Genomic DNA, 21,919 nt, shown 5'->3' on the forward strand with positions numbered 1-21,919 from the left:
CGAAGGGACACGAGCTGCGCAGCAGCAAGCTGTGATCCGCACCCGACAGAACTACCTCACGATCGATCCCGGGCGGGGGGGGGGGGGGGGGGCCCCCCCCGCCCCCCCCCCCCACCACAGGGGGCGGACAGGCGTCGACGGTCAGGCGCGACCGAAAGCGAGCGCCACGTTGTGCCCACCGAAACCGAACGAGTTGTTCAGCGCGAAATCGATCCGGCCGGAACGCGGTTCGCCCTTGACCACGTCGAGATCGATCCCTGGATCCTGGTTCTCGAGATTCAGCGTGGGAGGGATGACCCCGTCACGCAGCGTCAGGACCGTGAGTACTGCTTCGAGTGCACCCACCGCACCGATCGAGTGACCGAGCGCGGACTTGGGGGCGTAGATCGCGGCATGGTTGCCCACGGCCGCGTTGATGGCCTTGGCTTCGGCCACGTCGCCGATCGGGGTGGCCGTCGCGTGCGCGTTGACGTGTCCGATATCGGCCTTGGTGAGCCCGGCGGTCTCGATCGCCCGCCGCATGGCTCGTGCCGCACCCGTGCCTTCCGGATCGGGGGCGACGATGTGGTACCCGTCGGAGGTGATGCCGGCGCCGAGGATGCGACCGTGGATGGTCGCTCCGCGTGCCTTGGCATGCTCCTCGCTCTCGAGCACCATCAGCGCGCCGGCCTCGCCGAAGACGAAACCGTCGCGGTCCTTGTCGAACGGGCGCGACGCACCGCGCGGGTCGTCGTTGCGGGTGCTCAGCGCCCGCATCATCGCGAAGCCCGCGGTGGCGACCGCGTCCAGCTGACCTTCGACACCACCGGTGACGACGATGTCGGCGTCGCCGAAGGCGATCATCCGGTACGCGTTGGCGATCGCCTCGGATCCGGACGAGCACGCCGAGACCGGGGTGATGACCCCCGCGCGGGCACCGAGTTCGAGCCCGACGGTGGCCGACGGCCCGTTCGGCATGATCATCTGCACCGCGAACGGCGAGACCTTGCGGTACCCGCCCTGACGGAGCTTGTCGACGGCGTCGATGAGCGATTCGCCACCACCGAGGCCCGTACCGATGACCACACCGAGACGGTCCTTGTCGACCTCGGGGCTGCCGGCGTTCTGCCAGACGGTGCGCCCGAGGGTGAGCGCGAGGCGCTCGACGAAGCTCATCCGACGGAGCTCCACGCGGGACAGGCCCTCGTCGGGGCTGACCTTCAGAGTTCCGCCGATGCGCACCGGCAGGTCGTACTCGTCGACGAATCCGCCGTCGATGGTGCCGATCCCGCTCTCACCGGCCAGCAGTGCCTTCCAGGTGGAGTCCACGTCGCCGGCGATCGACGTCGTGGCCGCGAGGCTGGTGACGACGACGTTGCGGAGTGCCCGAGGAGAAGGGGAGGTCACAGCAGAACTCATTCGTTGTCGTTCGTGGCCTGAACGCCTGCGGCCTCGAGCTTCTGGATGTAGTTCACGGCGTCGCCGACGGTGCGGAGACCGGCGAGATCCTCGTCGGGGATCTTCACGCCGTACTTGTCCTCGGTCTGGACGGCGATCTCGACCATGGACAGCGAGTCGATGTCGAGGTCGTCGACGAAGGACTTCTCGACGGTCACCTCGGAGGGCTCGATGCCGGTGACCTCTTCGATGATCTCGGCGAGACCGGCGATGATTTCTTCCTGGGTGGCGGCCACGATGTGGCTCCCTTCTCGATCTGTCGACTATGTCGTTCGAAACCGGCCGGATGTTTCCGACCGGGGCTCCGGGGATGTCCCGGTGAGGTGCCCGTGCTGTGCGACGGCGCGCGCAGCAACCTAACCGAGTTGAAGACTTTCGGCCAGAGCGGAAATTTCCGCGGGGGTCTTGAGGGCGAGGGTGGGCGTGCCGCGCATGTCGCGCTTGGCGATGCCCACCAGCGTGCCGGCGGGGGGAAGCTCGACGATCCGGCTCACCTGCGCCTCGCGCAGGGAAGCGGTGCACAGATCCCACCGGACGGGCCGGGTGACCTGGGCTGCGAGACGTTCGAGGGCGTCGGCTCCGGAGGTGACGGGCTTGCCGTCGTAGTTCGACAGCAGCGTGTGCGTCGGGTCCGAAGGGGTGATCTTCGCCGCGGCGGCGGCCACGGCGTCCTGGGCGGGTGCCATGAATCGGGTGTGGAAGGCACCGGCGACCGGCAGTGCGCGGACGCGGGCCTTCTCGGGCGGGTTCGCAGCGAGTTCCTCGAGCGCGGTCAGGCGCCCTGCTGCGACGATCTGGCCTGCCGCGTTCATGTTGGCGGGGGTCAGATCCAGCTCGGCGAGGCGCGCGAGCACCTCGTCCTCCGCGCCGCCGAGGACGGCGGACATTCCGGTGGGTTCGATCGCGCACGCACGGGCCATCTCGGCCCCGCGGATCGCGGCCAGGGCGACGGCGTCGTCGGCGCTGATGACACCCGCGATGGCGGCTGCGGCGAGTTCGCCGACGGAGTGGCCGGCGACGATCGTGTCGGCAGGCACGAGGCCGCGACGGTCGAGATCCTCGAAGGCCAGGAGTGCGGAGGCCACCACGAGCGGCTGGGTCACCGCGGTGTCGGTGATCTCGTCTGCGGTGGCGGTGGTGCCCAGTCGCGCGAGGTCGAGTCCCGCCGTCTGCGACCACAGATCGATGCGGTCGCGCGCTCCGGACTGCTCGAGCCACGGGGCGAGCATTCCGGGTGTCTGAGACCCCTGACCGGGGGCAAGCAGCGAAATCACGATCACCAGGGAACACCGGAAGTGCGCCCCCGCGAGATGTCGGTAGCGATGAAAGCTGGCGCCTCGATTTGTAGGGTTCCCACAAATCTGCACGTCGGTGGTCGCTATCGGGTGAAAGGCCCGAGACGTTACGTGTCCGATTCGCGAATTGTGAATCGAGTGACAGGTGGTGCAGGTGATCTCAATTCGTTATGGCTTCGTGCCAGGCGGCCCACCGTCGCCGCGATCCGGAGCACGTACGCGTCGCGAGGATTTGTGGGATCGCGACCCGTTACCTCTGTGATCCGCTTCAATCGATACCGCACGGTATTTGGATGAACAAACAGCTTTCGGGCACAAGTCTCGACAGCGCCCCCACTGTCGAGGTATGCGTCCAGCGTGTCCGCGAGGGACGGTCCCGCAGCCGCCAGCGGGGCGACGACGAAGTCCTCGAGCGCGGCGATCGCACCCGGATCACCGAGCAGCGCACGCTCGGGCAGCAACTCCGCGGCATGCACCGGCCGGGGAGCGCCCGGCCAGCCCACCACGGCCTCCATCCCGGCGAGCGCTTCGACCGCGGAGACGTGCGCGGTCGTCAGCGTGGGCGTCGTCGGGCCGATCACCACCGGGTCGTCCGAGAACGCGCGCATCAACTCGGTACGGAAGGTCGCCGCATCCGCCGAACCGTGCAGATCGCCGCTGACCACCATCACCAGACGTTCGCCCTGCACCACGGCCAGAGCTGCGCGCCCGTGCTCCTGAGCGACGGTGTGCACGGTGGTGATCACCGAGACCCCTTGATCCGGCGGGGGAGTACCGACGATCACCGTCGCCGGGGCCGTGGCATCCCAGTTGAGGGTCGCGGCCCGCGACTGCATGTCGGGACCGGTGTCCCCGCGCACCACGGCGTCGACGACGAGGGCCTCGAGCCGCGTGTCCCACGCACCCCGGGACTCGGCGGCCCCCGCATATACCGCGGCCGCGGCGAAGCCGAGTTCGCGTCCGTACCGGAGGATCGCCTCGGTGAGCGCGACCAGCTGTTCCTCGTTGCGGGCGAGGGCCGGCAGCCACTGCTCGAAGAACTCCATCGCCGCGCGGACCATGTCCACCGTCTGACGCAGCGTCAGCCGCCGCGCGAGATCCTGCGGGATCATCTGGAAAGCGTCGAGACTGAACCGCAGGTCGCTGTCGGGATTGCGCACCCATTCGAGAAAATCGACCACCGACGTCTGGATGACCAGTTGCACCGTCGAACGCTGCGACGCGTCGAGGTCGGCGAAGAACGGCAACTGCTCCTGCATGACGTGCACGGCCTCGGTGGACAGTCGCCCCGAGAACTGCTTGACCCGACGGAGCAGAGCGTCGGGCAGCGGCGCCCGCTCGGGACGCGAAGGCGGCACCGGGCGCTCCCTGTGAGCACCCGGTACCTGCCCGATCCGGCGGGGTTGCGGCTCGTCGACCATGGGACGAAAGTACCCGCCGGTCGCGAGCCGGCCGTCACGCCACGACGGACGTGACGTCGAGGTGGGTCAGGCGACGCCCGGATCCGCCATCGACACCGGGGCGGCCGTCACGTCGTCGATCTTGTAGGTGCGGGCCGCCTCGACGGCCTTCTCACGGTCGACGGCACCTTCGCGGCCCAGCGCTGCGAGCACCGCGACCACCGTGGACTCCGCGTCGATGTTGAAGACGCGACGCGCGGCACCACGGGTGTCGGAGAAGCCGAAGCCGTCGGCCCCGAGCACCGTGTAGTCGCCGGGCACCCACTTGCGGATCTGGTCGGGCACCGCACGCATCCAGTCGGACACCGCGACGAACGGACCTGCCGCGTCGTTGAGCACCGACGCGACGTAGGGCACCGGAGCTTCCTCACCGGGGTTGAGCAGTGCCTGGCGGTCGCACTCGACGCCGTCGCGGCGCAGCTCGCCCCACGAGGTGACGGACCAGACGTCGGCGGACACGCCCCACTCGTCGGCGAGCATCTGCTGCGCGCGCAGCGCCTCGGGCATCATCACGCCCGAGACCAGGATCTGCGCCTTCGGGCCGGATTCCGCACCCCGCTTGTACAGGTAGATACCGCGGAGCAGACCGTCGACGTCGAGATCCTCCGGCTCGGCCGGCTGCGAGTACGGCTCGTTGTACACGGTGATGTAGTAGAAGACGTCCTCGCCGCCGAAGCCGTCGACACCCTCGGTACCGCCGTACATCCGCCGCAGACCGTCACGGAAGATGTGGGCGATCTCGTAGGAGAACGCCGGATCGTAGGTGACCGCGGCGGGGTTGGTCGACGCGAGCAGCAGCGAATGCCCGTCGGCGTGCTGCAGGCCCTCACCGGTCAGCGTCGTGCGACCGGCGGTGGCGCCGAGCACGAAACCGCGTGCCATCTGGTCGGCCGCCGCCCACAGACCGTCGCCGGTGCGCTGGAAACCGAACATCGAGTAGAAGATGTACACCGGGATCATCGGCTCGCCCTGCGTCGCGTAGGACGTACCGACCGCCGTGAACGACGCCGTCGAACCGGCCTCGTTGATGCCCTCGTGCAGGATCTGCCCGACCTCGCTCTCCTTGTAGGCGAGCATCAGGTCGGCGTCCACCGAGGTGTAGAGCTGACCGTTGCGGTTGTAGATCTTCAGCGACGGGAACCACGAGTCCATACCGAAGGTGCGGGCCTCGTCCGGGATGATCGGCACGATGCGCTTGCCGATCTCCTTGTCGCGCAACAGTTCCTTGAGCACACGCACGGTCGCCATCGTGGTGGCGACCTCCTGCTTGCCCGAACCCTTGCGGACCACGTCGTAGGTCTTCTCCGCGGGTAGCTGCAGCGGCTTCGTGTTCGTGCGGCGCTCCGGCAGGAAGCCGCCGAGGGACCGTCGCCGCTCGAGCATGTACTGGATCTCGGGTGCCTCGGAACCGGGGTGGTAGTACGGCGGCATCTTCGGATCCTTCTCGAGCTCGGCATCCGAGATCGGGATCCGCTGAAGGTCGCGGAAGTACTTGAGGTCCTCGAGGGTGAGCTTCTTCATCTGGTGGGTCGCGTTGCGGCCCTCGAAGTGCTTACCGAGCGTGTAGCCCTTGATGGTGTGCGCGAGGATCACCGTCGGCTGACCCTTGTGCTCCATGGCGGCCTTGTACGCCGCGTAGATCTTGCGGTAGTCGTGACCGCCGCGCTTGAGATTCCAGATGTCCTGGTCGGACAGATCCTTGACCAGTTCCTTCGTCCGCGGGTCGCGGCCGAAGAAGTGCTCGCGCACGAACGCGCCGTCGTTCGCCTTGTACGTCTGGTAGTCGCCGTCGGGCGTGACGTTCATGAGGTTGACCAGCGCGCCGTCCTTGTCGGCGTGCAGCAGGGCATCCCACTCGCGGCCCCACACGACCTTGATGACGTTCCAGCCGGCGCCGCGGAAGAACGACTCCAGCTCCTGGATGATCTTGCCGTTACCGCGCACCGGGCCGTCGAGTCGCTGCAGGTTGCAGTTGACGACGAAGGTCAGGTTGTCGAGACCCTCGGTGGCTGCGACGTGCGCCAGGCCGCGCGATTCCGGCTCGTCCATCTCGCCGTCGCCCAGGAACGCCCAGACGTGCTGGTCGGAGGTGTCCTTGATGCCGCGGTCGTGCAGGTAGTGGTTGAACCGTGCCTGGTAGATCGCGTTCATCGGGCCCAGGCCCATGGACACCGTGGGGAACTCCCAGAAGTTCGGGAGCAGACGCGGGTGCGGGTACGACGGCAGGCCGCCGCCGAGCGAGGCGTGGCTGTGTTCCTGACGGAAGCCGTCGAGTTGCTCGGTGCCGATGCGTCCCTCGAGGAAGGCGCGCGCGTAGATGCCGGGGGAGGCGTGGCCCTGGATGAAGACCTGGTCGCCACCGCCGGGATGATCCTTGCCGCGGAAGAAGTGGTTGAAGCCGACCTCGTACAGCGCGGCCGACGAGGCATAGGTGGAGATGTGGCCACCGACGCCGACACCCGGACGCTGCGCGCGGGTGACCATGATTGCCGCGTTCCACCGGATGTACGCGCGGTAGCGGCGCTCGACCTCCTCGTCACCGGGGAACCACGGCTCGCTCTCGGTGGGGATGGTGTTGACGTAGTCGGTGGAAGTCAGGGCGGGAAGGGAGACCTTGCGTTCGTTGGCGCGCTCGAGCATGCGCAGCAGCAGGTAGCGTGCGCGGGTGGGGCCTGCGGCCTCGAGCATTCCGTCGAACGACTCGAGCCACTCGTCGGTCTCCGCCGGATCGATGTCCGGCAGGTAGGAGGCCACACCTTCGCGGATCACCCGGACTCGATTGTCCTTGGTCGATGCCGGCTTGGCCGAGGAATCCGGTCCCGATGCGCCCGGTGCGGCGCCTTGTCGGGAATCGGATCCGTGGATCAGGTCTGTCAACGTCTGCTCCTCATCGTGGTGGGCGCGTCGGTGGAGCGCCCTCTCCGTCGGCCGGCTCTTGTGGGAGCCGACGCAATCGACATCTGAACATGATGCAACCCTCATCTTCCCCCATCCGGAACGAAGGATCACGTCGTGGTCCGGCCAACCGGACGGATCGGGCACGGTGTGAGGTGGTGCAAAAGGTCTCTTCCGAAAGATTCTCCCGCTTTTCCCAGCGATTCGGGTTGCGTTGAGGCTTCCGACGATGTTCGCTTTGACCTATTGATCGTCACGTCGGTGCGCGGAGCCCGCTTCGCGCGCCACAACCCTGAGGAGGAACCACCGTGGTCGCCGCGGCGGATGCCAAGAACTATGTTTCCAAGCTCGGTATCACTCACGACCACGTGGTGCAGGAACTCGGTTGGGACGAGGACACCGACGACGAGTTGAGGGCTGCGATCGAAGAGGTCACCGGTACCGAGCTGCTCGACGAGGACTCCGACGAGGTCGTCGACGTCGTACTGCTGTGGTGGCGCGACAGCGACGGCGACCTGGTCGACACCCTCATGGACGCGATCGGTCCCCTCGCGGACGAGGGCGTCGTGTGGGTCCTGACCCCCAAGACCGGGCGTCCCGATCACGTCGAGCCCAGCGAGATCGCCGAATCGGCCACCACGGCCGGTCTCACCCAGACCACGGCCACCAACCTCGGAGACTGGATCGGCAGCCGCCTCGTCCAGCCCAAGGCCGGCCGTCCCCGCCGCTGACCCGACTCCCAGAACGTAAGGATCCACACGCATGCCGATCGCCGTGGGCACCGAAGCCCCCGATTTCACCCTCAAGGACCAGAACAACCAGGAAGTGACGCTGTCGAGCTTCCGGGGCAGCAAGAACGTGCTCCTGGTGTTCTACCCGCTCGCCTTCACCGGCGTCTGCCAGGGCGAGCTGTGCGCCGTCCGCGACGACCTGCCCACCTTCGAGAACGACGACACCGCCATCCTTGCGGTCTCCGTCGGTCCGTCGCCCAGCCACAAGATCTGGGCGGCCGAGCAGGGCTACACCTTCCCGCTGCTGTCCGACTTCTGGCCGCACGGCGAGGTCGCGCAGGCCTACGGAGTGTTCAACGACAAGTTCGGTTTCGCGAACCGCGGCACGTTCGTCATCGACAAGGACGGCATCGTGCAGTTCGCGGAGGAGAACCAGCCCGGAGAGGCCCGTGACCAGGGAGCTTGGGCCAGAGCGCTCGCCGCGCTAAAGTCCTGATGCGAAGTCGGCGGCATCTGCCGCCGTCTTTCGGGCGTGTAGCTCAGTGGTAGAGCTCTGGTTTTACACACCAGCGGTCGGGGGTTCGAAACCCTCCGCGCCCACAATCCCATTTCGCGATCTATGTGGATCCGGCCCCGCTCAGCGGGGTCGAATCCACCCGAATCGGATGTGTTGTCAGTCGCGCGGTTCCGCCGCGGTGCGGTAGGCGACGTCCAGCAGCTCCACGAAGTGGTCGTCGAGTTCGTCGACGGACGAAACGCTCAGCCGGTGCGTCGTCACCGGTCCCTTCTTCGGGAACGCCTCGCGCAGCGTCGCGTGGTGGATGCGCCGGGGGAGATCCAGGGCCACCTCGAGACGTGAGGCGTAGACGAACGCCGCCGCGAAGGGCAGACCCCGTGACCAAGAGATCTCCGACGCGTGCACACGCTCGGTGACGTCGTCGCCGAGGCCGAGGATCATGGCGCGCACGTGCCGGAACACGTCGACGGCGGCCGGATCCTTGTCGGCCAGATAGTCGTCGACGGTCGTGTACATCGGGAGCTCCTCGGATCGGGGCAGGGTGGTCGGCTCGGTCACCGCGGCCGGCCGTATCGATCGGCGAGCTTCTCGCTCGCGGTGCGTGGCGCCGCTTCCGCCGGAGCCCCGGCAGCGTCACCACCGGCTTCCGGATTCTTCGCCTTCTTGCGCTCCCGCATCTCGGCCCACACGAAGTAGCCCAGACCGAGCGGAGCCATGATCCCGAACGCCAGCCACTGCAGGCCGTACGACAGGTACGGGCCGGAGTCGAGCTGGGGGAGGGGAATCACACCGAGGCCGCCGGCCTGGTCGGCGTCGAGTTGCAGATAGACGTCCTCGAGGTCGAGACCCGTGACGGATGCGACCTGCGGGGCGTCGATGAAGTAGACCTGCTGGTAGCCCGCGTCGAAGAAGGGGTCCTTGCCGTCGACCGTTCCCTCGGACATCCGGATGCGGGCGTCGAGCGTGACGGGGCCGGACGGCGCGGGCGGGATCTCGGGGATCTCGGTGCCGCGGACCGGCCGCACGTACCCGCGGTTGACGAGGATCGTTCCGCCGGAATCGAGTGCGAACGGAGTCAGCACCTCGTAGGCCGGCTGCGACTCGACGCTGCGCAACCGCACGAGCACATCCGACTCGGGGAGGTAGGAGCCCTGCGCGAGCACACGGCGCCACTCGTCCTCGACCGTCGGGCCGTCGCCGCCCAGCAGATCGGCGACGGGAACCGGATCCTGCGCCATCGACGCAGCGATGCGGCCGTTGCGGTCCTCGGTGCTCGTGTTCTTGCCGAGCTGCCACGGCGCGAGGACCGTGAAGCACGCGTAGGCGAAGCCGACGACGACCAGCGCCAGGACCAACCAGCTGGGGCGTAGGAGAAATGTCAATCGGCGCACAGACCCACGGTAGCCGGTGAGGAGCGTCTCACCACTGTCGCACCCGCTCGAGCAGGCCGGGAACCGCGGCTTCGATCTGCTCGCGGACCTGCTCGAACTCGTTCAGGGAGCCGTAGTACGGATCGGGCACGGAATCGTCGTCGGCGTCGGGATCGAACGATCGCAGCAACACACGGCGATCGGAGGGGACACCGAGCCGCGCCAGCGCCCGCTCGTGTGTGGTGGTCATGGCGACGACGAGGTCGGCGGACAGGTGTTCGGTCCCGAGCTTCGCGGCTCGGTGACCGGTGGGATAGCCGTGCCGCTGCAAGACCGCGTCGGTCCGCGGATCCGCCTCGGACCCGACGTGCCAGCCGTGGGTACCGGCGCTGCTGACGCGGATCCGGTCGTCGAGTCCTTCGCGGCGCAGGTGTTCGGCGAAGATCTTCTCGGCCATGGGCGACCGGCAGATGTTGCCGGTGCACACGAAGGTGACGTGGAAGCGGCTGTCAGCGTCCACCCGTGAGCACCTCCCGCAGTTCTTCGACCGAGGCGGTCGTCCGCGCCGCCGCACGGCCCTCGGTCTCGGTCCCGTAACCCCACTCGACGAAGACCGTGGGGATACCGAAGCGTCCCGCACCGTGGATGTCGTGTTCGCGGTCGCCCACCATCACCACGCCGGTCGTGCCGCCGGCCGCGGTTTCCTGCGGATCGATCCCGAGGGCGGCGAGACTGTGCGCGACGACCTCCCATTTGTGCCGCCGGGAGCCGTCGTCGCTGGCACCGCCGATGAACTCGAAGTATCCGGTCAGACCGAAATGGTCGAGGATCCGTTCGGCGAACGCCTGGGACTTCGACGTCGCGACGGCCAGTCGGCTACCGGCGCCGCGTACGGCCTCGAGCACCGATTCGATGCCGTCGAAGACCGCGTTCTCCGCCCATCCGGTGGCGGAGTAGTAGTCCTTGTACGCTGCGAGCCCCGCAGCGATCTGCTCGTCGTCGAGTCCGAGGCCCTGCAGCGTGTCGCGCATCGGAGGTCCGAGCAACCACTGCAGGTCGCCCTCGGGTGCTTCGAAGCCGGTCGTTTCGGCGGCGTGGAGGAATCCGTTGATCACCCCGGTCGCGGAATCGGTGAGCGTCCCGTCCAGATCGAACAGGACGACGGGGGCGGGGAGCACGAGCGGTCGGGTGGTGGCGAGAGCGGTCACCGGCCCATTCTCCCCGTTCGTCCGGTGTCCTGCCGCGTAGGGTCGTGCGCGTAGGAGAGAGCGGATCAGCTGGAGGTGGACGTGACGGCGGCGACGCTGCGTGAGGTGATCGACGTTCTGGAGACGGCCTACCCGCCGTCCCTGGCGGAGAGCTGGGACTCGGTGGGACTGGTCGCCGGCGACCCCGACGAGCCGGTGCGCAAGGTGCTGCTGGCGGTGGATGCCACCGGGGCCGTCGTCGACGAGGCACTCGAATGGGGTGCGCAACTGCTGCTCGTACATCATCCGTTGCTGCTGCGGGGGGTGGACACCGTGGGTGCACATACCCCCAAGGGAGCGTTGATCCACCGTCTCATCCGCGGTGGTTGTGCTCTGTTCACCGCGCACACCAACGCCGACCGGGCGAATCCCGGTGTCTCGGACGCGCTGGCCGCGGCACTGGGCCTGACCGGGCTGCGACCGCTCGAGGCCAAGCCCGAACCCGCAACCGACAAGTGGGTCGTCATGGTGCCGGCCGACGCCGCCGACACCGTGCGCGCGGGTCTGTTCGCGGCGGGTGCGGGCGCCCTGGGCAACTACCGCGAATGCTGCTGGACCACCTCGGGCACCGGTCAGTTCCGTCCGGTCGACGGCGCCGACCCGGCCATCGGTTCGGTCGGCGACCTCGAACGCGTCCCCGAGGACCGGATCGAGGTGATCGCACCGCGCCGGTCGCGGGCGGCGGTGCTCGCGGCTCTGCGCGAGGCGCACCCCTACGAGGAACCGGCCTTCGACATCCTCGAACTCGCCGACCTGCCGAGCGATCGTGGCCTGGGGCGGGTGGGAGAGCTGCCGCAGACACGCACGCTGCGCGAGTTCACCGAGGATGTCGCCGCCGCGCTGCCGGCCACCGAGTGGGGTGTCCGCGGCGCGGGCGATCCCGACCGGCCCGTGCGGACCGTGGCGGTGTGCGGCGGCTCCGGTGATTCCTTCCTCGGTCTCGCCACTGCGCGCGGTGTCGACGTCTACGTCACCGCCGACCTGCGGCATCATCCCGCCGACGAGCACCTGCGTGCGGGAGGTCCCGCGCTGGTGGACGTCGCTCACTGGGCGAGCGAGTACCCGTGGTGCGCGCAGGCCCGCGACGTTCTGGACGAGGCGTTCGCCGGCCGGGACGGCTGGCAGGCGCGGGTCAGCGAGTTGCGCACCGATCCCTGGACGACCGCGGCGGGCGCGGTACGGTAATCAGCTACGACACGTCCCGCGTGGCAGCCGACTCCCGGCCCGCCGACACACCACCGAAAGCAGGAACCACCCGAGTGAACGTCGAACCCACCGTGCAGGCCAAGCTGCTGTCCCTCGCCGCCGTGGACACAGAACTGAACCGCCTCGCGCATCGCCGTCGGACACTGCCCGAACAGCAGGAGGTGGATCGCCTGCAGACCGAGCGCAACGCGCGCAAGGATGCCGCGGTGGCCGTCGAGATCATCCTCGACGACCTCGACCGGGACATCCGGAAGCTCGAGGGGGAGATCGAGGCCGTACGTCTGCGTGCCGACCGCGACCGGTCGTTGCTCGAGGGCGGCTCGGTGGGATCGAAGCAGCTCACCGAACTGCAGCACGAACTCACCAGCCTCGAACGTCGCCAGGCGGCACTCGAGGACGACCTGCTCGACGTGATGGAGCGGCGGGAGGCGTCGAAGGCCGACCACGACCATGCCGGTGCGCAGGTGTCGCAGGTCGACGACCGGCTCGGCGACGCCGTCCGGGCCCGCGACGAGGCCATCGCCGACATCGAGGTGGCCGAGCAGCGGTGCCGCAGTGATCGTGAGGCGCTGCTCGCGGTGTTCCCGGCGGAATTGGTGACGGTCTACGAGAAGCAGCGTGAGAAGTCCGGTATCGGCGCCGCGCTGTTGCAGGGCCGCCGTTGCGGCGCGTGCCGCCTCGAGATCGACCGCGGTGAGATCGCCCGGATCGCGGCCGCACCCGCGGATCTGCTGGTCCGGTGCCCGGAGTGCGACGCGATCATGGTCCGCACCAAGGAATCCGGCCTGTGACGACGGTCGTCGTCGAAGCGGACGGTGGTTCGCGCGGGAATCCCGGACCGGCCGGCTACGGTGCCGTCGTCTTCGATGCCGACCATCGGACAGTCCTCGCCGAACGGCAGGCGAGCATCGGGCGCGCGACCAACAACGTCGCCGAGTACAAGGGTCTGATCGCCGGTCTCACCGCCGCCGCCGAACTCGGCGCCGACGAGGTGCAGGTCCGCATGGATTCGAAGCTCGTCGTCGAGCAGATGAGCGGGCGGTGGCAGGTCAAGCATCCCGACATGATCCCGTTGGCCGCGCAGGCGCGTGAGCTGGCAGGTCGGTTCCGCAGCGTCGACTTCACGTGGATCCCGCGCGCGGAGAACGCGTACGCCGACCGGTTGGCCAATGCCGCGATGGACGCGGCCGCGGAAGCACTGATGGATGTCGCATCCGACACCGTGGCACGGCCGCTGCCGCCGTCGGCGACGACCGAGAACGTCACGACCCCGCCGGTCGTGCCCGTGCCCGATCCGGCTGTTCCGGCCTCACCCGGCTGGACCGGTGCGATCGGCTCGCCGACCCGGCTGTTGTTGCTGCGCCACGGGCAGACCACGCTGTCGGTCGAGCGGCGCTATTCGGGGCGCGGCAACCCTGCGCTGACCGAACTCGGTCGCGACCAGGCGGTCGCCGCGGCCCGGCGCCTCGGTGCCCGTGGGGGCATCACCGCCGTCCTGTCGTCGCCGCTGGGGCGGGCGCGGGAGACGGCCGCCGCGGCCGCCGACGCTCTCGACCTGCCGGTGACGGTGCACGACGGGCTCATCGAGACGGATTTCGGCGACTGGGAAGGTCTCACCTTCGGCGAGGCCGCGCGTCGCGATCCCGAACTGCATCGGCGGTGGCTCGGCGACACCTCCGTGCGGCCCCCGAACGGCGAGAGTTTCGACGAGGTGGCCGAGCGGATCGCCTCCGTGCGCGACGACCTGCTCACCGACTACGCCGGCTCGACCGTGCTGGTCGTCTCCCATGTCACGCCCATCAAGACGGTCCTGCAGATGGCGCTCGACTCGGGCCCGTCGCTGCTGTACCGCCTGCATCTGGATCTCGCATCGCTCAGCATCGCCGAGTTCTATCCGGACGGCGGTTCGTCGGTGCGGCTCGTGAACGACACCTCGCACCTCTGAACCGGGAGCGGTCGCGAAACCGAAAGTGGCCGCGCAGACATGTCGGGGGGTTGTCTGCGCGGCCACTCGCTCGGATTATCTGTCGGCCGACAGCATGCGTTACACGGCCGCCGGGAAATTCTCTCCGGTGGGATGTCAGGGCGTGTGCGCATCCGGGGATCGTCCGGCGGGCCCGCGACCTGCCCCGTCAGATCAGCCGCCGCAGCGTGTTGAGGTTCCGGACGGTCGTCGTCGCCTTGTACCGCGCCGCACCCGACTGCTTCCCCACGGCACTGTCGAGCGTCGAACCCTTCTCCACCTGCCAGTAGAGGACGGCCTCGCCCTGCTCGATGCACTCCACCTTCGGATCGAGATCGCCCGACCGGGCGGCGAACTCTTCGAGCACTGCGGGATCGGACACGAACACCACGTACGAATGCCGGTCCGTACGGGTGGCGTCGAAAGGATAGGCCTCGACGACCCGCGTGAGAAACGACTGCTCGAGGACGAACGTGTAGGCCTCGTAACCGAACCGCTCGGTCAGCGCGGCCTCGATCCCGGCCTTCGCGGTGGCGGGGTCGTCGTCGGCGTCGAAGAGCACGTTGCCGGAGGCGAGCACGGTGCGGACGTTCTCGAAGCCGAGAGCGTCGAAGACCTCCTTCAGATCGGCCATCCGGATCCGGATGCCGCCGACGTTGATTCCGCGCAGCAGAGCCACGAGTCGCGTCATACGGGCACCGTAGTTGGCGGCGCCGACACACTGCGGGATAGTCTGTTCGAGCGAACGAGTCGGCCGGGCGGCCGCGGCGCGGGGAACCGGCACCGGACGGTGCCAGGCCCCGAATCGAGGAAAGTCCGGACTCCACAGAGCAGGGCGGTTGCTAACGGCAACCCGAGGTGACTCGCGGGACAGTGCCACAGAAAGCAAACCGCCTGCCGTACGGCAGGTAAGGGTGAAAGGGTGCGGTAAGAGCGCACCAGCGCCCCGGGTGACCGGGGCGGCTAGGTAAACCCCGCCCGGAGCAAGGTTGAAGGTCGCATCGCGTGCGGTGCGACTGCGCAGGTGTTCGAGGGCTGCTCGCCCGAGCCTGCGGGTGAACCGCTCGAGGTACCCGGCGACGGTGTGCCCAGATGGATGGTCGCCACCCCGTTTCGGCGGGGGACAGGATCCGGCTTACAGGCCGGCTCGTTCGCCCGGCGTCTCCCGATCCCCCCGCGTAGCCACCGGTCGGATCAGATCGGATCGATGACCAGCAGGTGCGCCCAGTACGAGGCCGCATCCGGACCCAGCCAGGGCAGCAACGCGTCGTAGAGGATGTAGGACATGGCGTGCTCCTTCGTTCGGACATCGAGCACATGCGCGTTCGGACATCGAGCACATGTGTGCGGCCCGACAGTACCGCGCCACGCCCCCCGACGGGTTGCCCGTACACGAGGACGTCGTTCGGGCACACTGAGACCATGAGCGACGACGGCTGGTACTACGACGTGCGTACGGGGAAGGTCTCCCAGGGCAAGGATCCGCACGCCCTCAACCGCATGGGGCCCTACCCGGATCGGGAGACCGCTCAGCGGGCGCTGGAGATCGCGGCAGAGCGGAACAAGGCGGCCGACGCCGCCGACGACGACTGGAAGAACGGTTGAGTTCGACGACGAGCACCCGGAACCGCAGGAGTTCCCGAGCATCGTGGTGACCACTCCCATCGTCGTCGCGCCGGCGATCGACTTCGCCGACGTGCGCGCCGAATTCGACCTCGTCGACGGCTTCCCGTCTGATGCCCTCGACGAGGCACGGCAGGCGGCCGACCGCTACGCGGACGTCCGCGAGGACCGCACCGACATGCCGCTCGTGACCATCGACCCACCCGGATCGATGGATCTCGATCAGGCGCTGCACCTCGAACGCACCGACGACGGTTTCGTGCTGCACTACGCGATCGCCGACGTGTACGCACTCGTCGAACCGGGCGGCGCTCTCGACGCCGAGACACATCGTCGCGGGCAGACCTTCTACCTGCCCGACGGCTCGGTTCCGCTGCATCCACGCGAAGTGTCCGAGGGCACGGCGAGCCTGCTGCCGGACGTCGTCCGCCCCGCGGCGCTGTGGCGGATCGAGACCGACCACGGCGGGGAGCCCGTCGCGGTGAGCGTGCGGCGCGCGCTCGTCCGGTCGGTCGCGCGCATGGACTACGCCGGAGTGCAGCGCGACGCCGACGCGGACAGGTTGCATCCGTCCGTCGAGGCGTTGCCCGACTTCGGCCGGTTGCGCGCGGCCGCGGCGCTCGCGCGCGGCGCGATCGAACTGCGTCTGCCCACGCAGGACGTCGTGCCGCACGGCGACGGCTGGAGGCTGCAGATCGAACCGCGGACCGAGGCCGACGAGTGGAACTCCGAGATCTCGCTGCTCACCGGAATGTGCGCCGCGCAGATGATGATCGACGCCGGGGTCGGTCTGCTGCGCACCCTTCCCGCCGCCGACCCCGCGGCGGTCGACGGGCTGCGTCGCACCGCTCGGTCGTTGGACGTGCCGTGGCCGCCGGAGATGGGAGTCGGGTCCTTCCTCGCCGGACTCGACGCCCACGATCCGCGCACGCTCGTGTTGATGAGCGAAGCGCCGACGCTACTGCGCGGGGCGTCCTACGCCGCCTTCGACGGTGAACTGCCCGAGACGATCCTGCACGGAGCGATCGGCGCGCCCTACGCGCATGTCACCGCGCCGTTGCGCCGGTTGTCCGACCGATACGCCACCGAGGTGTGCCTCGCGGTGTCGTCGGGCGTGCCCGTCCCGGAGGCGGTGCGCGCCGAACTGTCCGCGATGCCGAAGATCATGTCGTCGACCGATTCGCTCGCCGGCAAGGTGAACCGGGCGTGCATCGACCTGGCCGAGGCCGTCGTGCTCGCGCCGCGAGTGGGGGAGACCTTCGAGGCGACGGTGCTGAAGGAAGCCACCGACCGGCATGACGCCGAGGTGTTCGTCGCCTCCGAGACCGTCATCGGCCCGTGCGGCGGGGCACCCGAGGAGGGCAGCACCGTGCGGGTGCGGCTCACCCTCGCCGACCCGCAGGCCCGCAAGATCCGCTTCGACCATGACCGGTGAGACCACGCGGCGGCGACGTCCGGTCGCTGCCGTCCTCGCCGTCGCGGTCGCGTTGTGCGCGGCGCTCGCGGTGCTCGTGTGGTGGATCCTGCCGAACCGGCTGTTCCCCTGGGACAGTGCGTCGTTCCCCGAGATCGACACGTCGGCGTTGTCGCCGGCGCAGGTGCGGATCGTCGAACTGCTCGAGGAACAGCACGAGGCGCAACCGCCCGGCACGTTCTACTCGGAGGGCGTCCGCGAAGCGTGGTGCGCCGACTTCGTCAGCTGGATCATGCGGGAAGCCGGTGTGCCGCTGTCCAATCCGCACTCGGGTCATTGGCGGATCCCGGGCGTGTACACACTCCAGGAGTACTACGAGCAGACGGGCCGCTACGAACCGGCAGGAACGGGTTACCGGCCGGAGGTCGGCGACGTAGTGCTGTACCACAACAGGATCGGCGTCGGCCAGCGCGAGCACACGAACATCGTCGTCGCCGTCGACGGTGATTCGGCGATCACCGTCGGCGGCAACGAGATGGGCCGGATCCGCGTTCACGAACTCGACCCGGCCGGTGACGACGCCGTGATCGGCTTCGGGCGGTTGCCCGCCTGATCCGCTGTCAGCGGAAGGAGTCGGTGGCCTCGACGAGCCGGTGGACGATCCCCGGTTCGGTCGCCGCGTGTCCCGCATCGTCGACGAGGTGCAGCCGGGAGGACGGCCACGCCTCGTGCAGGTCGTGGGCACTGCGCGCCGGGCACACCACGTCGTAGCGGCCCTGCACGATCACACCCGGGATGTCGCGCAGCAGGTGCGCGTCGCGCAGGAGCGCCCCCTCGTCGAAGAAGCCGCGGTGGTGGAAGTAGTGGTTCTCGATGCGGGCGAAGGCCAACGCGAACCGGGGTTCGGCGGTTTCCGCGACCCGGTCCGGGTTCGGCAACAGCGAGCTCGTGGCGCCCTCCCAGGTGGACCACGCGATGGCCGCGTTCAGGGCGACGTCCGGATCGGTCGAGTGCAGCAGACGGTGGTAGACGTCCACGGGATGCTCGCCCGCCCCGGCCCCGGCGAGCGGGGCGCAGAAGCCCTCCCATGCCTCGGGGAACAGCCGGCCGGCGCCGCCGTTGTAGTACCAGTCGATCTCGCTGCGGCGCAGCAGGAAGATCCCACGAAGGACGAGTTCGGTGACACGCTCGGGGTACCGCTGGGCGTACGCGAGGGCGAGAGTCGATCCCCACGACCCGCCGAACACCATCCACCTGTCCACCTCGAGGAAGGCACGCAGGCGTTCGATGTCGGCGGCGAGGTGGTCGGTGGTGTTGACCGACAGATCCGCACCATCGGCAACGTGGGGCCGCGACCGGCCGCAGCCGCGCTGGTCGAACAACACGATCCTGTAGGCGGCCGGGTCGAAGAAGCGGCGGTGCAGGGGTGCGGTGCCGCCACCGGGACCGCCGTGGAGGAAGACCACGGGCTTGCCCTGCGGGTTACCGCTGACCTCCCAATACAGCTGCTGGCCGTCGCCGGCGTCGAGCATGCCCGTCGCGTGCGGCTCGATCGGCGGATACAGTTCGCGTCGCTCCACGGGTCAGAACCCGACGAGACCCGACGCGAGATCGGGAATGTCGAGGCCGCGCAGGGCCTCCTCGCGCACCTGCGGGCACTGCGCGGAGGTCGCCGCGTCGATGCGGCCCCGGTCGCCCGCGAGCACGACGAGATCGACACCGTTCGCCGCACCCCATTCACCGACGAGGATGTTGAGGCCGCCGCGACCCACCGACGGGGTGTAGGTGCGCCAGTTCGACAACTGGCCTTCGAGACGAGCACACAGGTCGGCGGTCTGCGCTTCGGTGAAGCCCCCGGCTCCGGCTTCCGAGGGTGAGCCTGCCGCGGACGGCGAACGCGTGGGCTCCGTCGACCGCGACGTCTCGACCGTGGCGTCGGTCGACGTTCCGCTGGGTGCCGGATCCTGAGCCGGTGCGCAGCCGACGAGAACACCGGCCAGTGCGGCGGTGACGGCGGGGACGAGACTGAAGCGGAGCTGCATGGACACCTCGTGGTTTCGTACGGTCGGGTCGTCGTCGAGTCTGCCACCGATCCGGAAGGTGCCCGAAAAATGCGACGGGCACCACCGAACTCGTCGATGGTGCCCGTCGTCGCAGATCCTCAGAAGGAGTGCTCGGGCCCCGGGAAGGTGCCCTGCGCCACTTCTGCTGCGTACTGCGTTGCGGCGTGGCGCAGTTCGTCGCCCACCTGCCCGAACTTCTTGACGAACTTCGCGGTCTTCCCGCTCGTGTAGCCGGCCATGTCCTGCCAGACGAGGACCTGGGCGTCGCACTCGTTGCCGGCGCCGATGCCGACGGTCGGGATGCTCAGCTTGCGGGTGACCTGCCCGGCCAGATCGGCCGGCACCATCTCCATCACGACGGAGAAGGCGCCCGCCTCCTGGACGGCGATCGCATCGGCGACGAGCTGCTCGGCGCCGTCGCCGCGTCCCTGCACCCGGAACCCGCCGAGCGTGTTCACGGACTGCGGGGTGAAGCCGATATGTGCCTGCACGGGGATGCCGGCGGCGGTGATCGCGGCGATCTGCGGAGCCATCCGCTCGCCGCCCTCGAGCTTCACCGCGTGGGCGCCGCCCTCCTTCATGAACCGCACGGCCGTCGCAAGGGCCTGTTCGGGCGAGGACTCGTAGGAACCGAACGGCAGGTCGGCGACGACGAGCGCGTGCGGAGCACCGCGCACGACGCCGCGGACGAGAGGGAGGAGCTCGTCGACGGTCACGGGCACCGTGGTGTCGTAGCCGTACACGACGTTGGCTGCCGAATCGCCCACGAGCAGGACGGGGATGCCCGCCTCCTCGAAGATGCGGGCGGAGGAGTAGTCGTAGGCCGTCAACTCTGCCCAGCGGCGGCCTTCGGCCTTCATCGCCTGCAGGTGATGGACTCGTGTCTTGCGCTTGGGGGTGTCGGCAGAGGCTGCAGCGGAAGCCGCGCCACCGTATACGGACGTCACGTTGTCGGACATCACTGTCCCTTTCTTCCTCGAGGCCCTCGGGGTCCCCGGGTCGGGTGATGACCGTCTCAGTCTGCCACTCGGGCCGGAACCCGCGAAGATCCCGGGGCGGTGCGATTCGTCACACCACTGCGCCGCCGGTGGTGAACAGCGCCGGTGGCGAGGGCGGTGCGCAGCTCTGTCCGTGGCACGATCGGATCGTGCCCCACCCTGTTCGTGCGCGTATCCGTCGTCTGTCCGTCCTGGCGCTCGTGGCCGCTGCGGCGGCGACCGCGTGCGGTGACGCCGTCGAGGAGGCACGGCAGCCCTCGGCGGTCGGAGTGGTTCCCGGACTCGAACGGTTCTACCAACAGGACCCGGAGTGGGGGTCGTGCGGGCCGTACGGCGCCGAGGGGCCGATGCTGGAGCGGCAGGGCCTGGAATGCGCGCGGCTCGAGGTTCCGCTCGACTACGCGGATCCGAGCGGTGAGGTGATCACCCTCGCGGTGTCGCGCCTGGCCGCCACGGGCGACCGGATCGGTTCCCTGCTGGTCAATCCCGGCGGACCGGGCGCCTCGGGGCTGTCGACGGCGCTCGCCGCCGACAGCACCGTCCTTGCCGACCGCTTCGACGTGATCGGCTTCGACCCTCGCGGTGTCGGGTCGTCCGAACCGGCGGTCCGCTGCCTCACCGACGCCGAGTTCGACGCCGACCGCGCCCTCGACGACGGGGACACGAGCCCCGAGGGCATCGCCGAGGCGGAGAAGCGCAATCGCGAGTACGCGCAGTTGTGCGCCGAACGCAACGGTACGGACCTGCTCGCCCACGTCGGCACTCGTGAGGTCGTGCAGGACATGGACGTGCTTCGCGGCGTTCTGGGCGACGACGCGCTGACCTATCTCGGCTACTCGTACGGAACCCGGCTCGGCACCCTCTACGCCGAGGCCTTCCCCGGTCGGGTGCGGGCCATGGTGCTCGACGGTGCGATCGACCCCGAGCAGGACCCGGTCGAGGAGATCGTTCTGCAGGCCGACGGCTTCCGGAAAGCCTTCGACGAATTCGCGGCGTACTGCGCGCAGTACGCCGGATGCCCCCTCGGAGCCGATCCCGGCCGGGCCGCCGAGCGGTTCCGGGCGCTCGTCGACCCGCTGCTCGACGCTCCCGCACCCACGACCGACCCGCGCGGACTGAGTCACCGCGACGCGATCACCGGCGTGCAGCAGGGGTTGTACTCGCCGACGCTGTGGGGGTCGTTGCGCGGCGGGCTGGAGTCGCTCGCGAGCACCGGCACCGGCGACACCCTGTTGCGGCTCGCCGATCTCTACGAAGGGCGCGGCGAGGACGGCACCTACAGCAACATCACCGACGCTTTCAACGCGATCCGGTGCGTGGACGACCCACCGGTGACCGACCGGGCGCTCGCGGGCGAACTCGACACGCGGTTCCGCGCGGCCGCACCCTTCCTCGACGACGGCCGCGGCACCGGATCGGCGGCCCTCGACGTCTGTGCCTTCTGGCCGGTGCCGGCCACCGGGGAACCGCACACTCCCGACGTTCGCGATCTGCCGCCCGTGCTCGTGGTCTCGACGACCGGGGATCCCGCGACCCCCTACGACGCGGGGGTCGAACTCGCCGCCCGGCTCGGTGGTGTCCTGGTGACCTTCGAGGGAACGCAGCACACCGTCGCCCTGGACGGCAACGAGTGCGTGGACACCGCTGTGACCAGCTATCTGGTGGATCTCGAGGTGCCCGCGCGGGATCCTCGCTGTTGA

At 69.0% G+C, this 21,919-nt stretch carries 22 protein-coding genes, 1 tRNA gene and 1 other RNA gene; 11 read left to right on the forward strand and 13 right to left on the reverse strand.

Annotated elements, in window-relative coordinates; translation table 11 throughout:
- Positions 1 to 141: 141 nt before the first annotated feature.
- The 5 genes from PV766_RS21480 to aceE all read right to left on the reverse strand — a co-directional run bounded on the left by PV766_RS21480 (position 142) and on the right by aceE (position 7,069).
- Positions 142 to 1,398, reverse strand: coding sequence for a KasA/KasB family beta-ketoacyl-ACP synthase (locus PV766_RS21480; protein ID WP_165369212.1), 1,257 nt, complete (start codon positions 1,396 to 1,398; stop codon positions 142 to 144).
- Complete coding sequence (gene acpM, locus PV766_RS21485) at positions 1,395 to 1,673, reverse strand: meromycolate extension acyl carrier protein AcpM (protein WP_016691373.1); 279 nt, start codon at positions 1,671 to 1,673, stop codon at positions 1,395 to 1,397. The genes PV766_RS21480 and acpM overlap by 4 nt, the downstream gene beginning before the upstream one ends.
- Before the next feature lie 120 nt (positions 1,674 to 1,793).
- Positions 1,794 to 2,711 carry an ACP S-malonyltransferase gene (locus tag PV766_RS21490; protein ID WP_084421766.1) on the reverse strand — a complete coding sequence of 306 codons (918 nt, stop codon included), beginning with the start codon at positions 2,709 to 2,711 and terminating at the stop codon, positions 1,794 to 1,796.
- A gap of 128 nt (positions 2,712 to 2,839) precedes the next feature.
- Positions 2,840 to 4,153, reverse strand: coding sequence for a PucR family transcriptional regulator (locus PV766_RS21495; RefSeq protein WP_242496665.1), 1,314 nt, complete (start codon positions 4,151 to 4,153; stop codon positions 2,840 to 2,842).
- 66 nt (positions 4,154 to 4,219) lie between these two features.
- Positions 4,220 to 7,069 carry a pyruvate dehydrogenase (acetyl-transferring), homodimeric type gene (gene aceE, locus PV766_RS21500; RefSeq protein ID WP_064064127.1) on the reverse strand — a complete coding sequence of 950 codons (2,850 nt, stop codon included), beginning with the start codon at positions 7,067 to 7,069 and terminating at the stop codon, positions 4,220 to 4,222.
- 326 nt (positions 7,070 to 7,395) lie between these two features.
- Here aceE and PV766_RS21505 point away from each other — a divergent pair, with 326 nt between their 5' ends.
- The 3 genes from PV766_RS21505 to PV766_RS21515 all read left to right on the forward strand — a co-directional run bounded on the left by PV766_RS21505 (position 7,396) and on the right by PV766_RS21515 (position 8,418).
- Complete coding sequence (locus tag PV766_RS21505) at positions 7,396 to 7,818, forward strand: DUF3052 domain-containing protein (protein ID WP_016933310.1); 423 nt, start codon at positions 7,396 to 7,398, stop codon at positions 7,816 to 7,818.
- Positions 7,819 to 7,849: 31 nt separating this feature from the next.
- Positions 7,850 to 8,314 (forward strand): peroxiredoxin, encoded by a 465-nt coding sequence (locus tag PV766_RS21510; RefSeq protein ID WP_064064128.1) that lies wholly within the window; start codon positions 7,850 to 7,852, stop codon positions 8,312 to 8,314.
- Positions 8,315 to 8,346: 32 nt separating this feature from the next.
- Positions 8,347 to 8,418 (forward strand) — tRNA-Val (locus tag PV766_RS21515).
- A gap of 73 nt (positions 8,419 to 8,491) precedes the next feature.
- Here PV766_RS21515 and PV766_RS21520 read toward each other — a convergent pair.
- The 4 genes from PV766_RS21520 to PV766_RS21535 are packed head-to-tail and all read right to left on the reverse strand — an operon-like array spanning position 8,492 to position 10,913.
- Positions 8,492 to 8,851: a DUF5655 domain-containing protein gene (locus PV766_RS21520; protein ID WP_026003102.1), complete on the reverse strand. Its 360-nt coding sequence runs from the start codon at positions 8,849 to 8,851 to the stop codon at positions 8,492 to 8,494.
- A gap of 38 nt (positions 8,852 to 8,889) precedes the next feature.
- Positions 8,890 to 9,726 carry an SURF1 family protein gene (locus PV766_RS21525; protein WP_421097848.1) on the reverse strand — a complete coding sequence of 279 codons (837 nt, stop codon included), beginning with the start codon at positions 9,724 to 9,726 and terminating at the stop codon, positions 8,890 to 8,892.
- Positions 9,727 to 9,754: 28 nt separating this feature from the next.
- Positions 9,755 to 10,225: a low molecular weight protein-tyrosine-phosphatase gene (locus PV766_RS21530; RefSeq protein WP_064064130.1), complete on the reverse strand. Its 471-nt coding sequence runs from the start codon at positions 10,223 to 10,225 to the stop codon at positions 9,755 to 9,757.
- A complete protein-coding gene (locus tag PV766_RS21535) occupies positions 10,215 to 10,913 on the reverse strand; it encodes an HAD hydrolase-like protein (protein ID WP_064064131.1) in 699 nt (232 codons plus the stop codon). The genes PV766_RS21530 and PV766_RS21535 overlap by 11 nt, the downstream gene beginning before the upstream one ends.
- 75 nt (positions 10,914 to 10,988) lie before the next feature.
- Between PV766_RS21535 and PV766_RS21540 the strand changes: the two genes are divergently transcribed.
- The 3 genes from PV766_RS21540 (at position 10,989) to PV766_RS21550 (ending at position 14,103) form a co-directional block, all read left to right on the forward strand.
- Positions 10,989 to 12,137 (forward strand): Nif3-like dinuclear metal center hexameric protein, encoded by a 1,149-nt coding sequence (locus PV766_RS21540; RefSeq protein ID WP_421097849.1) that lies wholly within the window; start codon positions 10,989 to 10,991, stop codon positions 12,135 to 12,137.
- Between the two features lie 74 nt (positions 12,138 to 12,211).
- Positions 12,212 to 12,949, forward strand: coding sequence for a zinc ribbon domain-containing protein (locus PV766_RS21545; protein ID WP_421097850.1), 738 nt, complete (start codon positions 12,212 to 12,214; stop codon positions 12,947 to 12,949).
- The gene (locus tag PV766_RS21550) at positions 12,946 to 14,103 is read left to right on the forward strand and encodes a bifunctional RNase H/acid phosphatase (RefSeq protein ID WP_421097851.1); all 1,158 of its coding nucleotides are present in this window, start codon (positions 12,946 to 12,948) and stop codon (positions 14,101 to 14,103) included. Before PV766_RS21545 ends, PV766_RS21550 begins: the two co-directional genes overlap by 4 nt.
- Positions 14,104 to 14,290: 187 nt before the next feature.
- Here PV766_RS21550 and PV766_RS21555 read toward each other — a convergent pair whose 3' ends face one another.
- Complete coding sequence (locus PV766_RS21555; RefSeq protein ID WP_064064133.1) at positions 14,291 to 14,812, reverse strand: DUF1697 domain-containing protein; 522 nt, start codon at positions 14,810 to 14,812, stop codon at positions 14,291 to 14,293.
- Positions 14,813 to 14,867: 55 nt separating this feature from the next.
- Here PV766_RS21555 and rnpB point away from each other — a divergent pair.
- The 4 genes from rnpB (at position 14,868) to PV766_RS21575 (ending at position 17,771) form a co-directional block, all read left to right on the forward strand.
- An RNA gene (gene rnpB, locus PV766_RS21560) (RNase P RNA component class A) lies at positions 14,868 to 15,275 on the forward strand.
- Positions 15,276 to 15,543: 268 nt separating this feature from the next.
- Entirely contained in the window at positions 15,544 to 15,726 is a 183-nt protein-coding gene (locus PV766_RS21565) for a hypothetical protein (protein WP_006554424.1), read from the forward strand.
- A 43-nt stretch (positions 15,727 to 15,769) separates the two neighbouring features.
- A complete protein-coding gene (locus tag PV766_RS21570) occupies positions 15,770 to 17,179 on the forward strand; it encodes an RNB domain-containing ribonuclease (protein WP_421097852.1) in 1,410 nt (469 codons plus the stop codon).
- A complete protein-coding gene (locus tag PV766_RS21575; protein ID WP_016932683.1) occupies positions 17,169 to 17,771 on the forward strand; it encodes a CHAP domain-containing protein in 603 nt (200 codons plus the stop codon). The genes PV766_RS21570 and PV766_RS21575 overlap by 11 nt, the downstream gene beginning before the upstream one ends.
- A 7-nt stretch (positions 17,772 to 17,778) precedes the next feature.
- On the opposite strand, the gene pip is transcribed toward PV766_RS21575, so the two are convergent.
- The 3 genes from pip to panB form a co-directional block, all read right to left on the reverse strand.
- A complete protein-coding gene (gene pip, locus PV766_RS21580) occupies positions 17,779 to 18,690 on the reverse strand; it encodes a prolyl aminopeptidase (RefSeq protein ID WP_421097864.1) in 912 nt (303 codons plus the stop codon).
- Positions 18,691 to 18,741: 51 nt separating this feature from the next.
- Entirely contained in the window at positions 18,742 to 19,200 is a 459-nt protein-coding gene (locus PV766_RS21585; protein ID WP_037222351.1) for a hypothetical protein, read from the reverse strand.
- 119 nt (positions 19,201 to 19,319) lie between these two features.
- Positions 19,320 to 20,180 (reverse strand): 3-methyl-2-oxobutanoate hydroxymethyltransferase, encoded by an 861-nt coding sequence (gene panB, locus PV766_RS21590; RefSeq protein WP_064064135.1) that lies wholly within the window; start codon positions 20,178 to 20,180, stop codon positions 19,320 to 19,322.
- A gap of 188 nt (positions 20,181 to 20,368) precedes the next feature.
- Between panB and PV766_RS21595 the strand changes: the two genes are divergently transcribed.
- On the forward strand, positions 20,369 to 21,919 hold the full coding sequence (locus PV766_RS21595; RefSeq protein ID WP_421097853.1) for an alpha/beta hydrolase: 1,551 nt from the start codon (positions 20,369 to 20,371) through the stop codon (positions 21,917 to 21,919).

The sequence above is a fragment of the Rhodococcus sp. As11 genome (assembly GCF_048957735.1).
Classification (GTDB): domain Bacteria; phylum Actinomycetota; class Actinomycetes; order Mycobacteriales; family Mycobacteriaceae; genus Rhodococcus; species Rhodococcus gordoniae.

Excerpts from the sequence above, each read along its gene's own strand:
- PV766_RS21480 (WP_165369212.1), bottom strand. The coding sequence starts at position 1,398 with ATGAGTTCTGCTGTGACCTCCCCTTCTCCTCGGGCACTCCGCAACGTC.
- PV766_RS21495 (WP_242496665.1), bottom strand. The coding sequence starts at position 4,153 with ATGGTCGACGAGCCGCAACCCCGCCGGATCGGGCAGGTACCGGGTGCT.
- PV766_RS21510 (WP_064064128.1), top strand. The coding sequence starts at position 7,850 with ATGCCGATCGCCGTGGGCACCGAAGCCCCCGATTTCACCCTCAAGGAC.
- PV766_RS21520 (WP_026003102.1), bottom strand. The coding sequence starts at position 8,851 with ATGTACACGACCGTCGACGACTATCTGGCCGACAAGGATCCGGCCGCC.
- PV766_RS21555 (WP_064064133.1), bottom strand. The coding sequence starts at position 14,812 with ATGACGCGACTCGTGGCTCTGCTGCGCGGAATCAACGTCGGCGGCATC.
- PV766_RS21565 (WP_006554424.1), top strand. The coding sequence starts at position 15,544 with ATGAGCGACGACGGCTGGTACTACGACGTGCGTACGGGGAAGGTCTCC.
- PV766_RS21575 (WP_016932683.1), top strand. The coding sequence starts at position 17,169 with ATGACCGGTGAGACCACGCGGCGGCGACGTCCGGTCGCTGCCGTCCTC.
- pip (WP_421097864.1), bottom strand. The coding sequence starts at position 18,690 with ATGCTCGACGCCGGCGACGGCCAGCAGCTGTATTGGGAGGTCAGCGGT.
- PV766_RS21585 (WP_037222351.1), bottom strand. The coding sequence starts at position 19,200 with ATGCAGCTCCGCTTCAGTCTCGTCCCCGCCGTCACCGCCGCACTGGCC.
- panB (WP_064064135.1), bottom strand. The coding sequence starts at position 20,180 with ATGTCCGACAACGTGACGTCCGTATACGGTGGCGCGGCTTCCGCTGCA.